We start from the raw sequence: 12,273 nt of genomic DNA, 5'->3' as shown, positions 1-12,273 counted from the left end.
GATCACCAGGACACGGCAAGGCTGGCCGACAGGGTGCGGCCGGGGCTGGTATAGCGGTCCAGAACGGTACTGGTGGCCGACAGGGTCGAGCCGACGTTGGACCAGTCGATGTAACGCTTGTCACCCAGGTTGAACACACCGACGTTGAAAGTGGCGCCCGGGGCGAAGTTCCAATGCGCCATCAGGTCGGCCACGCCATAACCGGCCGGGCGATAGGCGGTGGTGCTGGCCAGCCGGTCCTTGCGCTTGACGAAGGTGCCTGCCAGTTCAACACCCCAGGTATCGGTGTCGTACATCAGGCCGACCGTGCCGCGCAGCGGATCGACCGAATCCAGCGGCGTGTCTTCGGTCTTGTTGTCGCCGCGCGACCACGCCACCGCACTGCGCAGCGCCCAGCCCTGCAGTGCGGGACTGATCTGGCCGAAGTCGACGCCGGCCTTCAGTTCGGCGCCGTAGATGCGTGCGTCGGCGATGTTGCGCGACTGGAACACCATCAAGCCCTGCGGATTGGTACCCACCAGCGTCTGCGACTCGATGAAGTCCTTGTAGTCGTTGTAATAGCCGCTCAGGCTCACGTACGCCGCCGGCGACAGGAAGCGCAGGCCCAGCTCAACGCCGTCGCTGGTTTCCGGCTTCAGGTCCGGATTGGGAATGGCGGTGTAGCCGAAAGCGAAATTGGTGAAGCCGAGGTTGACGTCGTTGTACGGCGGCGAGCGGAAACCACGCGAGTAACCGGCAAACAGCGACCACTCATCGGTGAAGCGATAGACCAGGCCGAACTTCGGCGACACGCTGGTCTTCTTCAGTTCCGACACGGCCACGCCGGGGTTGTCCTCGGCGAAGATGCTGTCCACGTCCGGCTTCAGTTCGTAACGGTCCACGCGCACGCCCGGCACCAGCGACAGCCTGCCATCGGCCAGGCGCATTTCATCCTGCGCGTACAGGCCCAGCTCGGTGGTCTTGCTGATGGGGAAATCGCGCACGGGGAACGCGTCGGGCAGGATCGTCGTGCTGACCACGCCACGGTTGCTGACCTGGTAGCCATCGCGCTTCTGGCGAATCTCGGTGCGGGCGCCATCGAAGCCATAGGTCAGCGCGTGTTCGACGCTGCCGGTGCTGAAGGCCTTGTTGAACACCGCCTGCAGGCCATACACGCGCTGATCGAAACTGAACTCGCGATGGCGGCGACTGCCATTGGCGCGCGCCTCATCGGTGCGCTGCGTGGTTTCGCTGTCCTGCGTGTAGACCTGCCAGTGCAGGCTGTCGGCAAAGCCCTTGTCCAGCGCATCCATCTCGTGGGCGAAGGACACGCGGGTGCGGCTCTGCTTGTCGCGCGCCTTCATGCCGGTGGTGGTGGTGCGGTCGATCGAGGACAGCACGTCGGTATCGGTGTTGTCTTCGTTGCCTTCCACGGTCAGGCGGAAACGCTGGTCTTCGCTGGGCGCATAGACCAGCTTGGCCAGGCCGCTGCGACCATCGCGGTCCTGCGGGTTGGCCGCAGTGCGCGTGTTGTCGTTGCTGCGCACATCGCCCTTGTTGTCGGTTTCCTGGCCCTGGCGGTGGTTGATGTTGACCATGCCACTCCAGTGTTCGCCACCGAAGGCGCTGGTCACGCCACCGAGCAGGCCTTTCCACTCGCCGTCGTAGCCGAATTTCAGGCCGACGTAGCTGTCCTTGCCATCCTTGAGGTAATCAGCCGGATCCTTGGTGACGAAGGCAACCACGCCGCCAAGTGCGTCCGAGCCGTACAGCGAACTGGCCGGCCCGCGCACGATCTCCACGCGCTTGAGCGTGTCCAGGTCGGTGAAGTTGCGGTTGGCGTTGGAGAACGAGCCGATGTTGAAGCTGGTCGGCATGGCGATGCCATCGGTCTGGATGCGCACGCGGTTGCCGTCCAGGCCACGGATACGGATGCTGCCGAGGCCGAAACGGGTGGCACTGCGGCTGACCGACAGGCCCGGCTCGTAGCGGACAAGATCCTTGATGTCCTGCACCAACTGCCGGTCCATCTGCTCGCGGTCGATCACATCGACGGTGGCGGCGACATCGCTGACCGCACGTTCGGTACGGGTGGCGGTGACCTGCACGCGATCGAACTCGCGCGCGTCGGGCGCGGCATCGGCAGCAGCGTGGGCGGACAGCGGCAGGGCCATCCACAGGGCAATGGAAAGGGCAGTCGGGCGGGTCATCGGCATCGTTCGGTCAGGCAGGGGAACCCCCGGCCACCGCCACGCCAAACAGGCATGAAAGGTAGACCGAGGGGGAGAGAGCAGGGGCGGACGGGTCGCCCACCCTGCCGGCGCTGCCGACAGGAGGGAGGGAGGCGGGCGACCAGACCGCGTTACTTGGTCAGGATCAGCTTGTCGTTGCTGGTATGACGCAGACGGTAGAAGCGGTCACCGTGCTGGATCAGGATTTCACGACGGCCCTTGAGCAGGGCTTCGCTGTCGATGACCTCTTCCGGCGGCACGACACGAACGGGGCGGTCGCGGAGGGTCAGCGTTTCGGGGCGCAGCAGTACAGGTTGAGCATTCATGAGCATCTGGACTCGTGCGAGGGACGAGTTAAATGATAATGATTCTCAGTTGACAATCAACAACCATTCTCAACTTCATTGATGGAATTAATGATCGAAATCTAATATTCGATAGTCACCATCTATTGAAACCGGCGCAACTGGGCGCGGGAGGGCCGACCGAGCGTGGGTTCGGCCCTACCCCCTGTCCCCGTTCCTCAGGCGAATACGGCTTCCACCTGCGCCCAGCCGGCGTCGTCCACCTGCGCCAGCACGTCCAGCGCCTGCAGGTTCTGCAACAGCTGGCTGACCCGGCTGGCGCCGAGGATCACGCTGGAGACGTTGGGATTGCGCAGGCACCAGGCGATGGCCAGGCTGGCCGGGGCGTGACCCAGCTCGCGGGCCACCGCACTGAAGCGGCGCACCCGGGCCAAACGCTCATCGGCGTTGTCGCCCAGCACCAGGTCCTGCAGCCAGCCCATGCCTTCGCGGCCCAGGCGCGCATCGGCCGGGACGCCGTCGTCGTACTTGCCGCTCAGCAGGCCCGAGGCCAGCGGCGAGAAGATCGTGGTGCCCAGTCCGGCAGTGGCATACAGCGGCGCGTACTCCACTTCCACGCGCTGACGGTGCAGCAGGTTGTACTGCGGCTGCTCCATCGACGGCGCCTGCAGGTTGTGGCGCGCGGCGATGTCCACCGCCTCCTGGATCTGGTTGGCCGACCATTCCGACGTACCCCAGTACAGCACCTTGCCCTGCCGGACCAGGGTGTCCATGGCATGCACCGTCTCAGCGATCGGCGCGTCCGGATCCGGACGATGACAGTAATAAAGGTCCAGGTAGTCCACCCGCAGGCGCTTGAGCGCAGCGTGGCAGGCGTCGGTCACATGCTTGCGCGACAGGCCGCGCTGGGTGGGCCGGGGGTCCTTGGCACTGCCGAAGAACACCTTGCTGGACACGCAGAAACCATCGCGCGGCAGGCGCAGGTCGACAAGCACATCGCCCATCACCTGCTCTGCGCGGCCGTTGGCATAGCCCTCGGCGTTGTCGAAGAAGTTGATGCCATGGTCCCAGGCCGCCGCCACCAGGTTGCGCGCCTCATCGCGTGGCACCTGGTCGCCGAAGGTCACCCAGGCGCCGAAGGACAGGGCGGAAATCGGCAGGCCGGTGGAGCCAAGGCGACGGTAGAGCATGCGATTCTCCTGCTGCGGGCCCGCATACGGGCCGGGATCAAGCCACCATTCTACCTGTCCCGGCAGGCGCAACCCCTTGCTGTTGCTGGCCTGATCGGAGCCGATGGCCGCGCGCAGACGGCTTTTCCTTGCTCCGGCCCCTGCCCTGCACTAGGCTTCCCGTTTTTCGCGACGCCCCAGGGGAGTCACTCAGATGGTCGAAGGTTTGGGCAGGATCGGCTTCGGCCTGTTCGGTTTGGCGGTGCTGATCGGCATCACCTGGCTGTTTTCCAACAACAAGCGCGCGGTGGACTGGAAGCTGGTCGCCACCGGCATCACCCTGCAGATCGCCTTTGCAGCCCTGGTGATCCTGGTACCGGGCGGGCGCGACGTGTTCGATGCGCTGGGCCAGGGCTTCGTGAAGGTGCTGAGCTTCGTCAACGAAGGTTCGAAGTTCATCTTCGGCTCGTTGATGGACGTCAAGAACTACGGTTTCATCTTCGCCTTCCAGGTGCTGCCGACGATCATCTTCTTCTCGGCGCTGATGGGGGTCATGTACCACCTCAATGTCATGCAGGCGATCGTGCGGGTGATGGCCTGGTCGATCACCAAGGTGATGCGCGTGTCCGGTGCGGAAACCACCAGCGTCTGCGCCAGCGTGTTCATCGGCCAGACCGAGGCGCCGCTGACGGTGCGTCCGTACATCGCCAAGATGACCCAGTCCGAGCTGCTGACGATGATGATCGGCGGCATGGCCCATATCGCCGGCGGCGTGCTGGCCGCGTACGTGGGCATGCTGGGCGGTGGCGATCCGGTGCAGCAGGCGTTCTACGCCAAGCACCTGCTGGCGGCCAGCATCATGGCGGCCCCGGCCACCCTGGTCGTGGCCAAGCTGCTGATTCCGGAAACCGGCACCCCGCTGACCCGCGGCACGGTCAAGATGGAAGTGGAGAAGACCTCCAGCAACATCATTGACGCGGCCGCTGCCGGCGCCGGTGACGGCCTGAAGCTGGCACTGAACATCGGTGCGATGCTGCTGGCCTTCATCGCCCTGATCGCCCTGCTCAATGCGCCGCTGACCTGGATCGGTGAAGTGACCGGCCTGGCTGCTGCGATCGGCAAGCCGACCGACCTGTCGACCATCTTCGGCTACGTGCTGGCCCCGATCGCCTGGGTGATCGGCACCCCGTGGGCCGACGCCACCACTGTCGGTTCGCTGATCGGCCAGAAGGTCGTGATCAACGAGTTCGTCGCCTACACCGAACTGTCGAAGATCGTGAACGGCCAGGTGCCGGGCATGAGCCTGTCGGAAGAAGGTCGCCTGATCGCCACCTACGCGCTGTGTGGCTTCGCCAATTTCAGTTCGATCGCGATCCAGATTGGCGGCATCGGCGGGTTGGCACCGGAACGTCGCCACGATCTGGCCAAGTTCGGCCTGCGCGCGGTGCTGGGCGGTACCATCGCCACCTTCATGACGGCTACCATCGCCGGCGTGCTGACGCATTTCAGCTGAACCCTAGTTTCGAGAACAGATTCCCTATGAGCAGCAGTGTCGTTGTCGTCGGTTCCTTCAATGTCGATCACGTGTGGCGGTGCGAGTCGCTGCCGGCACCGGGTGCGACCATTGCCGGCCGCTACAGCACCGGTCCCGGCGGCAAGGGCTTCAACCAGGCCGTTGCCGCCTGCCGTGCCGGCGCTGACACCAGCTTCCTGTGTGCGCTGGGCGACGACGCCGGTGGTGCCACCGCCCGTGACCTGGCCGCGCAGGATGGTTTCGCGCTGATCGCCGAAGCCAGCAGCGAGCCGACCGGCACCGCCGGCATCTACGTCGATGCCCGTGGCCGCAACACCATCGTCATCGGCCCGGGTGCCAACGCGGCGCTGAGCACCGACTTCGTACAGCAACAGCAGGCCCTGCTGACCGGCGCCAAAGTGGTGCTGGTGCAGCTGGAATCGCCGGTGCAGACCATCGAAGCGGCCCTGGCCGTGGCCCGTGAGGCCGGTGTCACCACCGTTCTCAACGCCGCCCCGGCCGACGCCCCGTCGAGCATCGGCCTGCTGAAGCTGGCCGATGTGATCACCCCGAACGAAACCGAGTTCGCCGCCCTGCTCGGCCGTCATGTCGGCGAGCGCGTGGATGCCAACGACGTCGCCGCGCTGGACGGTGCCAGCCTGCACGCGCTGTGCCGCAAGCTGGTCGGCAACGGCACGGTGGTGGTGACCCTGGGTTCGGTGGGCGTGTTCGTGTCGCATGCCGACGAGCACCTGCGTGGCGACACCCAGCCGTACTACCGCGTGGGTGCCGAACAGGTGCAGGCGATCGACACCACCGGTGCCGGCGATGCCTTCAACGGTGCGCTGGTGGCCTCGATGGCACAGGTGCCGGACGCTCCGTTCGCCCGCCACGTGCGCTTCGCCAACCAGTTCGCCGGTCGCTCGACCGAGAAGGAAGGCGCGGCCGCGGCAATGCCGCGCTTTACCCCGGCCGATGCCGAAGTGAAGTAACGCGACATCCCCGTGGGGATGATGATCGGGCCCGGGCATGCAGATGCCCGGGCCTTTTCACGTTCATGGGCAAGGCCCCATCCACGCGTGGCGTGGATCTGCCGGGTACTGGGTGCGATGGCCCCATCCACGCGTGGCGTGGATGCGCCTTGCCGGCCCGCCGAGCCGCCCACCATGACCGGCCCTTGGGGGCGCCGGAAGCAACCGTCAAGCATCTGCTGATGCCCGTCCGGCATGAGGTCGGTCCGGATGGGTCTGAAACGGCAGGCCGGCAAGCCAGCCGGGGCACCAACCGCGCCCTACAATGGGCGCATGCAGATCGGCCCGTACTCCATTGCCCCCAACGTCGTGCTCGCGCCCATGGCTGGCGTCACCGACAAGCCCTTCCGCCTGCTGTGCAAACGGCTGGGCGCAGGTCTGGCTGCCTCGGAAATGACCATCAGCGACCCGCGTTTCTGGAATACGCGCAAGTCGATTCACCGCATGGACCATGCCGGTGAGCCGGCGCCGATCAGCGTGCAGATCGCCGGCACCGAGCCGCAGCAGCTGGCCGACGCCGCCCGCTACAACGTCGACCATGGCGCGCAGATCATCGACATCAACATGGGCTGCCCCGCCAAGAAGGTGTGCAACGCCTGGGCGGGCTCGGCGCTGATGCGCGACGAGCTGCTGGTCGCGCGCATCCTCGAGGCGGTGGTCAACGCCGTGGACGTGCCGGTGACGCTGAAGATCCGCACCGGCTGGGACTGCGATCATCGCAATGGCCCAGTCATCGCCCGCGTTGCCGAAGATAGTGGCATCGCCGCACTGGCCGTGCACGGCCGTACCCGCGACCAGCATTACACCGGCCAGGCCGAGTACGCCACGATCGGCGAGATCAAGGCTGCGTTGCGCATCCCGGTGATCGCCAACGGCGACATCGATTCGCCGCAGAAGGCCGCCTTCGTCCTGCAGCAGACCGGCGTGGATGCGGTGATGATCGGCCGCTCCGCACAGGGCCGGCCGTGGATCTTCCGCGAAGTGGCGCATTACCTGGCCACCGGCGAAGAACTGCCGCCGCCGTCACTGGCCGAAGTCCGCGACATCCTGCTCGGCCATCTGCACGCGCTGCACGATTTCTATGGCGAACCGCAGGGCGTGCGCATCGCGCGCAAGCACCTGGGCTGGTACGCCAAGGACCGGCCGGAGAATGCCGCGTTCCGCGCGGTGGTCAACCGCGCCGAAGATCCGGCCAGCCAGATCGCGCTGACCACCGACTATTTCGATCGCCTGATCGCCGGGGAACCGGCGATGTCTTCTGCTGCCTGAGCCCGCCCCCATGACCCCGCCTATTTCTTCCCCGACCTACCTGCACGGGTTCTCCGGCACCGAGCAGCAGCGCCTGATGACCCAGGCGCGCCTGCTGGAATCGAGCATCTTCGGCCAGATCGATTACAGCGGCGCAAAGCGCCTGCTGGAAGTCGGCAGCGGCGTGGGTGCACAGACCGAGATCCTGCTGCGTCGCTTCCCCGAGCTGCACGTGACCGGCGTGGACCTGAGCGAGGCCCAGCTGGAAACCGCGCGTGAAAACCTGGCGCGCACACCGTGGTGCAACGACCGTTACACCCTGCAGCAGGCCGATGCCGGCGAACTGCCTTTCGAGGCGCGCAGCTTCGATGCGGCGTTCCTGTGCTGGGTGCTGGAACACGTGCCGTCGCCGGCGCGCGTGCTGAGTGAAGTACGCCGCGTGTTGGCCCCGGGCTCGCCGGTGTACATCACTGAAGTGATGAATGCCTCGTTCCTGCTTGATCCGTATTCGCCGCACATCTGGCGCTACTGGATGGCCTTCAACGATTTCCAGTATGACCATGGCGGTGATCCGTTCGTCGGCGCCAAGCTGGGCAACCTGTTGCTGGCCGGTGGCTTCCGCGACGTGCACACCGAGATCAAGACCATCCACCTGGACAATCGCGAACCGGCACGCCGCAAGACGATGATCGCGTTCTGGGAACAGCTGCTGCTGTCGGCGGCCGACCAGCTGCTGCAGGCAGGCACGGTGGACGAAGAGACCGTGGAGGGCATGCGCCGCGAGTTCCGGCTGGTACAGAACGATCCGAACGCGGTGTTCTTCTATTCGTTCGTGCAGGGCCGCGCAACGGTGTATTGAGCGGCCGCGGTACACGCCATCCACGCATGGCGTGGATCTACTGCGCTGATGGGCTGCGCCATCCACGCATGGCGTGGATCTACTGTGCTGATGGGCAGTGGCGTGGATCTACGGGTGCGCGGCGGCGCCGTCCGCCGCCGCCGGTTCGTGCCAGATGCGCTGCCACATCGCCGACAACCGGCGGCCGGCATCGGCACGCGCGGCCGGGCTGCTGTAGTCCACCCGCAGCTGCTCGGGCACGATCGCGCGCCACTGGCCGTCAACCTGCTCGGCCACCGCGAAATTGAAGGTGTAGTCCGGCTCCAGGCCCATGCGCAGGTCGCTCAGCACCAGCCTGCCCTGCACCACCTGTGCGCGCATGAAGCCACGGTTGAACCACTGCAGGCGCTGTACTGCCGGAATTCCCGCTGCTTCGCGCAGTGCCTGCACGTTGGACGGATGCCCCTCAAAACGCATCGGTGCGTGGTCGGCTACCAGCGAGCGGTCACCCACCACGTAGCCATTGGGGGTCATCGCCACGACCCGCCACAGCAGGGTATTGAACGGCATCGGCACCGAGAACCGCGGCGCGTCACCCAGGCCCATCGCGGCCAGGCTCTGCTGGGCGGCACGGTCGACCTGTGCCTTGGCGATCAACCCCCAGCCCAGGTACGCACTGCTGAGCAGCAGCGCAACGCCGAGCACCTTGCCCGCCCACGGTCGCGCGCGACCGAACCAGGCCAGCACGCAGCCCAGCAGCAGCCACACCGTGTAGCCGGGATCGATGATGAAGACACTCGAGCCCATCGCGGGATGTGGCTGCAACGGCCACCACAGCTGCGTGCCGTAGACGGTGAACGCATCCAGCACCGGATGGGTGACCAGCGCCAGCTGGATCGCCCAGAACCAGCGCAGCGGTGATTGCGCCACCCGGCCGTTGCCGAAGCGTTTGAACAGCCACCAGATCAGCGCGGCCACCCACGGCAGCACCAGCAGCGAATGGCTGAAGCTGCGATGGTCGGTCATGTTCGCCACCGGGTCAGCGGCGGCAAAGCCCAGCCAGAGGGCATCCAGGTCCGGCAGGGTACCGAGCGCGGCACCGGCCAGCAGGGCGGCACGGCGGTGTCCAGGCGGGGCGATGGCGGCAGCGACGGCGCCGCCAAGAACGATCTGGGTCAATGAGTCCATCGGCCGATGCTAGCGGCTTGGCGATCTCCGTGCAGCGGCGGTTTCCTGCCCGGCGGCGCGTCAGTCAGCTGCCAGTGCGGCCGCAGCCGCGCGTGGGCCTGTCCCTGCAGCTGTGAATCACGCCGCCTGCGACAACCGCGCTCCCGGCAGCTCCACCAACGTCCGCCCGTTGTGGTCCAGCAGCCGCAAGGCGCCGTCGTGGTCCTCGGCCAAAGCGGTCAGGCTCTCCACCCAGTCGCCGTCATTGGCGTAGACCAGACCGTCGCGTTCGATCAGTGCGGCGCGGTGGATGTGCCCACAGATGATGCCATCCAGGCCTCGTCGGCGGACGTCGTCCAGGCCGGCCTGCACGAAGCGCTCGATGTAGCGTTCAGCGGCACCACTCTGCCGTTTCAGGAATTCGGACAGCGACCAGTAGCGCATCCCGAGTCGGCGCCGCACCGCATTCAACAGATGGTTGCCGGTGAGGATGCGGTAGTACAGCCAGTCACCAAACCGCTCCTGCAGGCCACCGAAGTGGGTGACACCGTCATAGTCGTCGCCATGCGCCACCAGCAGCCGGCGGCCATCGGCGGTGGTGTGGATCGCACGGCGGCGCACCTGCATCGCCGGCAGCATCAGGCCGCACACCTGGCGTAGCGAGGCATCGTGGTTGCCGGGGATGTAGATGATCTCGGTACCGGCGCGTCGCAGCGCGTGCAGGGCCAAGATGACCTCGCTGTGCGACTGCCGCCAGTTGGCGCGTCGGTGTGCCATCCACCACAGGTCGATGATGTCGCCGACCAGATACAGGCGCTCGCAACGCAGGGTGCCGAGGAAACGCGCCAGCTCGGTGGCGTGGCAATGCCGCGACCCGAGATGCACATCCGAGACGAACACGGCGCGACGATGCGGTGCCAGGTTCGCCAGCGTGCTCATGCCGGCATCCCCGCATCGCGCAGATAGCGTTTGCGCTTGTGTGGCCGGATCGCATGCAGGTCGACTTCGATCAGGCCGTCGATCGAGTCGCTGAAATCCGGATCGACGCCAAACGCCAGGAACCGTGCACCGCCGGGTTCGCACAGGTCTGTGTACTGCCGGTACAAGGTGGGCACACCGGTACCGAGCGCGGCGAGATTGGCTTTGAGCACGTCGAAGGCAGCCGCCGCATCCATCTCACCAAAGCAAGGTGGCGCGGCGAAGTACTGGAACGGCCGGTTCGACTGCACCCGGCCATCGGCTGCGCCGTAGTAACGCTGGTAATAGGCCACCAGCTGCTCGCGCGCATCGCGTGGCAGCGCGGCGCTGATGGACACCGCACCGAACAGGTAGCGGATGCCGGGCTGGCATTGCAGGTAAGCGCCGATGCCCTGCCACAGGTAATCCAGGCTGCGGCTGCCCCAGTAATCGGGCACCACGAAGCTGCGTCCCAATTCCAGGCCTTCGGCAATGCGGGGAATGGCGTCGTCGGAATAGCGGAACAGCGAAGCGCTGTAGAGCCCGGCCAGGCCCCGGCGCGCCAGCGCCTGCGCGCCCCGCATGATCCGGTAGGCACCGGCAATGCGCTGCGCGGTGCCGTCCCAGATCACGATGTGCTGGTAGTGCAGGTCGAAGTCATCCAGGTCGCGACTGCGCCCCGTGCCCTCGCCCACCTGGCGGAAAGTCAGTTCGCGCAGCCGCCCCAGCTCGTGCAGCAGCGGCGAATCGGCCGTGCAGCTGGCCAGCAGGATCTGTTTGCCATCGGCGGTCTGCCCCAGCACGGTGGCGGCGGCAATTGCAGCGGCGACCTGTGCAGGCGGCACCGGCGCGGCAAGCGGCTCGGGCCCTGCCGGGCAGCCTTCAGCAATCGCTGTGCCGCGCCCCAGCGCATATACCGCGCGGCGCACCGCCAGCAGCTGCGCGCCGGGATCCCCCTGCCCCAGCTGCATCGGTTCGCCGATGCGCAGCCGCAGCGGCCGGCCGCGGCGGGCGAACATCTCGCGCGCCAGCAGTGCCGTACCGGCCGGCTTGAACAGAGTCGAGGCGCCGTAGAACAGCGCCGAATTGCGCGCTTCCACCCGCACCGGTAGTACCGGAGCGGCGGCGGCACGGGCAAAGCGGACAAACCCCCGCTGCCAGCGACCATCGCGGATGCCAAGCAGCGACAACCGCGAGACCTCGCCGGCCGGGAACACGATCACGCACTGTTCGGCCGCCAGTGCCTGCTCCACCGCCAGCAGGCTGGTGCGCTGGACCTTGCCACCGAGGATGCGTACCGGCAGCAGCAGGTCCTGCAGCGGACCGATCGCGCCCAGCAGATCGTTGGCCACGATCCGCACGTCACGGCGGATGCGGCCGACCGCATCCAGCAGTGCCAGCGCATCCAGCGCGCCGGAGGGGTGGTTGGCCACGATCAGCAGGCGGCCGGTGGCCGGGATCCGCGCCAGCGCGGCGGGGTCCACGTGGTAGCGGCCCTCGATGAACTCCAGCCCGGCGGCGACGAAGTCGAAACCGCGTACGTCGGCGTTGCGGCGCAGGAACGCCTCGATCCGGTCCAGCCGTGACCAGCGCCCGACGCTGCGCAGCAGGGGCCGGGCCAGTTGGCCGCGACGGCCATGGAACCAGTCGGGATAGCGTTGTTGCAGACGCTGTTCGAGTTCCTGCATGGCGTGTCCCCTTCTGCCCGGCGGCCGGGTTGGCCGAGAGCCTGCGCCCGGCAGGCGGCAGCCAGATGGCGGTTTGGCGGCAGAATGATGACGGCGCAGGCGCTGCCACATCCGGTCCCGGGGGGGCGGCAATGGTCACGCCAGTGG

10 protein-coding genes are annotated in these 12,273 nt (G+C 66.7%); 4 read left to right on the top strand and 6 right to left on the bottom strand.

All coding sequences use genetic code 11. The features are described from left to right. Positions 1-2: 2 nt before the first annotated feature. The 3 genes from AC07UW_RS00515 to AC07UW_RS00505 form a co-directional block, all read right to left on the bottom strand. Entirely contained in the window at positions 3-2,189 is a 2,187-nt protein-coding gene (locus tag AC07UW_RS00515) for a TonB-dependent hemoglobin/transferrin/lactoferrin family receptor (protein ID WP_495211220.1), read from the bottom strand. A gap of 152 nt (positions 2,190-2,341) precedes the next feature. Further along, positions 2,342-2,536, bottom strand: a complete 195-nt coding sequence (hemP, locus tag AC07UW_RS00510) for a hemin uptake protein HemP (protein ID WP_005412278.1) — start codon at positions 2,534-2,536, stop codon at positions 2,342-2,344. A 197-nt stretch (positions 2,537-2,733) separates the two neighbouring features. Then, on the bottom strand, positions 2,734-3,705 hold the full coding sequence (locus tag AC07UW_RS00505; protein WP_033830379.1) for a potassium channel beta subunit family protein: 972 nt from the start codon (positions 3,703-3,705) through the stop codon (positions 2,734-2,736). 193 nt (positions 3,706-3,898) lie between these two features. Here AC07UW_RS00505 and AC07UW_RS00500 point away from each other — a divergent pair, with 193 nt between their 5' ends. The 4 genes from AC07UW_RS00500 to AC07UW_RS00485 all read left to right on the top strand — a co-directional run bounded on the left by AC07UW_RS00500 (position 3,899) and on the right by AC07UW_RS00485 (position 8,335). After that, positions 3,899-5,197, top strand: a complete 1,299-nt coding sequence (locus AC07UW_RS00500) for a NupC/NupG family nucleoside CNT transporter (RefSeq protein ID WP_205406074.1) — start codon at positions 3,899-3,901, stop codon at positions 5,195-5,197. 26 nt (positions 5,198-5,223) lie between these two features. Beyond that, positions 5,224-6,189, top strand: coding sequence for a ribokinase (locus AC07UW_RS00495; protein WP_025877854.1), 966 nt, complete (start codon positions 5,224-5,226; stop codon positions 6,187-6,189). 312 nt (positions 6,190-6,501) lie between these two features. After that, positions 6,502-7,497 carry a tRNA dihydrouridine synthase DusB gene (dusB, locus tag AC07UW_RS00490; protein WP_312108319.1) on the top strand — a complete coding sequence of 332 codons (996 nt, stop codon included), beginning with the start codon at positions 6,502-6,504 and terminating at the stop codon, positions 7,495-7,497. Positions 7,498-7,507: 10 nt separating this feature from the next. Then, the gene (locus tag AC07UW_RS00485) at positions 7,508-8,335 is read left to right on the top strand and encodes a class I SAM-dependent methyltransferase (RefSeq protein ID WP_033830378.1); all 828 of its coding nucleotides are present in this window, start codon (positions 7,508-7,510) and stop codon (positions 8,333-8,335) included. Positions 8,336-8,443: 108 nt separating this feature from the next. Here AC07UW_RS00485 and AC07UW_RS00480 read toward each other — a convergent pair whose 3' ends face one another. The 3 genes from AC07UW_RS00480 to olsF all read right to left on the bottom strand — a co-directional run bounded on the left by AC07UW_RS00480 (position 8,444) and on the right by olsF (position 12,126). After that, positions 8,444-9,502, bottom strand: a complete 1,059-nt coding sequence (locus tag AC07UW_RS00480) for a metal-dependent hydrolase (protein WP_495211219.1) — start codon at positions 9,500-9,502, stop codon at positions 8,444-8,446. Positions 9,503-9,619: 117 nt separating this feature from the next. Continuing rightward, the gene (locus AC07UW_RS00475) at positions 9,620-10,420 is read right to left on the bottom strand and encodes a UDP-2,3-diacylglucosamine diphosphatase (RefSeq protein WP_059066035.1); all 801 of its coding nucleotides are present in this window, start codon (positions 10,418-10,420) and stop codon (positions 9,620-9,622) included. Continuing rightward, positions 10,417-12,126 carry a bifunctional ornithine lipid synthase OlsF gene (olsF, locus tag AC07UW_RS00470; protein WP_223494253.1) on the bottom strand — a complete coding sequence of 570 codons (1,710 nt, stop codon included), beginning with the start codon at positions 12,124-12,126 and terminating at the stop codon, positions 10,417-10,419. Before olsF ends, AC07UW_RS00475 begins: the two co-directional genes overlap by 4 nt. Positions 12,127-12,273 lie beyond the last annotated feature (147 nt).

This window comes from Stenotrophomonas sp. GW821-FHT02D01 (genome assembly GCF_059421765.1).
Note: the sequence above shows the minus strand (reverse complement) of the source record. Positions and strands in the feature narration are given on the sequence as shown.

Bases quoted from the DNA above. Each gene is read 5' to 3' on its own strand.
- AC07UW_RS00475 (WP_059066035.1), bottom strand. From the start codon at position 10,420: ATGAGCACGCTGGCGAACCTGGCACCGCATCGTCGCGCCGTGTTCGTC.
- AC07UW_RS00485 (WP_033830378.1), top strand. From the start codon at position 7,508: ATGACCCCGCCTATTTCTTCCCCGACCTACCTGCACGGGTTCTCCGGC.
- olsF (WP_223494253.1), bottom strand. From the start codon at position 12,126: ATGCAGGAACTCGAACAGCGTCTGCAACAACGCTATCCCGACTGGTTC.
- AC07UW_RS00480 (WP_495211219.1), bottom strand. From the start codon at position 9,502: ATGGACTCATTGACCCAGATCGTTCTTGGCGGCGCCGTCGCTGCCGCC.
- AC07UW_RS00500 (WP_205406074.1), top strand. From the start codon at position 3,899: ATGGTCGAAGGTTTGGGCAGGATCGGCTTCGGCCTGTTCGGTTTGGCG.
- AC07UW_RS00505 (WP_033830379.1), bottom strand. From the start codon at position 3,705: ATGCTCTACCGTCGCCTTGGCTCCACCGGCCTGCCGATTTCCGCCCTG.
- dusB (WP_312108319.1), top strand. From the start codon at position 6,502: ATGCAGATCGGCCCGTACTCCATTGCCCCCAACGTCGTGCTCGCGCCC.
- AC07UW_RS00515 (WP_495211220.1), bottom strand. From the start codon at position 2,189: ATGACCCGCCCGACTGCCCTTTCCATTGCCCTGTGGATGGCCCTGCCG.
- AC07UW_RS00495 (WP_025877854.1), top strand. From the start codon at position 5,224: ATGAGCAGCAGTGTCGTTGTCGTCGGTTCCTTCAATGTCGATCACGTG.
- hemP (WP_005412278.1), bottom strand. From the start codon at position 2,536: ATGAATGCTCAACCTGTACTGCTGCGCCCCGAAACGCTGACCCTCCGC.